The sequence below is a fragment of the Stenotrophomonas sp. SrG genome, from assembly GCF_050031795.1.
GTDB classification, from domain to species: Bacteria; Pseudomonadota; Gammaproteobacteria; order Xanthomonadales; family Xanthomonadaceae; genus Stenotrophomonas; species Stenotrophomonas rhizophila_A.
In genome coordinates this window covers 1-234 of the sequence record NZ_JBNBBE010001431.1, presented here as the reverse complement: position 1 = coordinate 234, position 234 = coordinate 1, and the positions used below count along the sequence as shown (strand labels likewise).

The following is a 234-nucleotide window of genomic DNA, read 5'->3' as shown; positions in this document are numbered from 1 at the left end:
GAACTGTACGGACCCAATGCAGGCATCAGGCCCCAGCCGTGCAGGTTCCCCAACAGCACCGCAGTCCACACAGCAAGCATGCCGGCACGCCGCTGGCGAAGCCCGGCGGCCAGCAGCAGCACCACAATGCCGAAGCCAAGCAGCCACGCCCCGAGTACCGGCAGCAGGGTTTCTGGCAGGCCGCGCTTGGCCCGCTGCGCATGCGCCCAGGCACCGTCGCCCAGCCACTGCGCG

Annotated in this window: 1 pseudogene; it reads right to left on the bottom strand. The window is 70.1% G+C overall.

The features are described 5' to 3' along the window. A pseudogene (locus tag ACQG3P_RS24120) lies at nt 1-234 on the bottom strand (hypothetical protein); the annotation flags it as partial.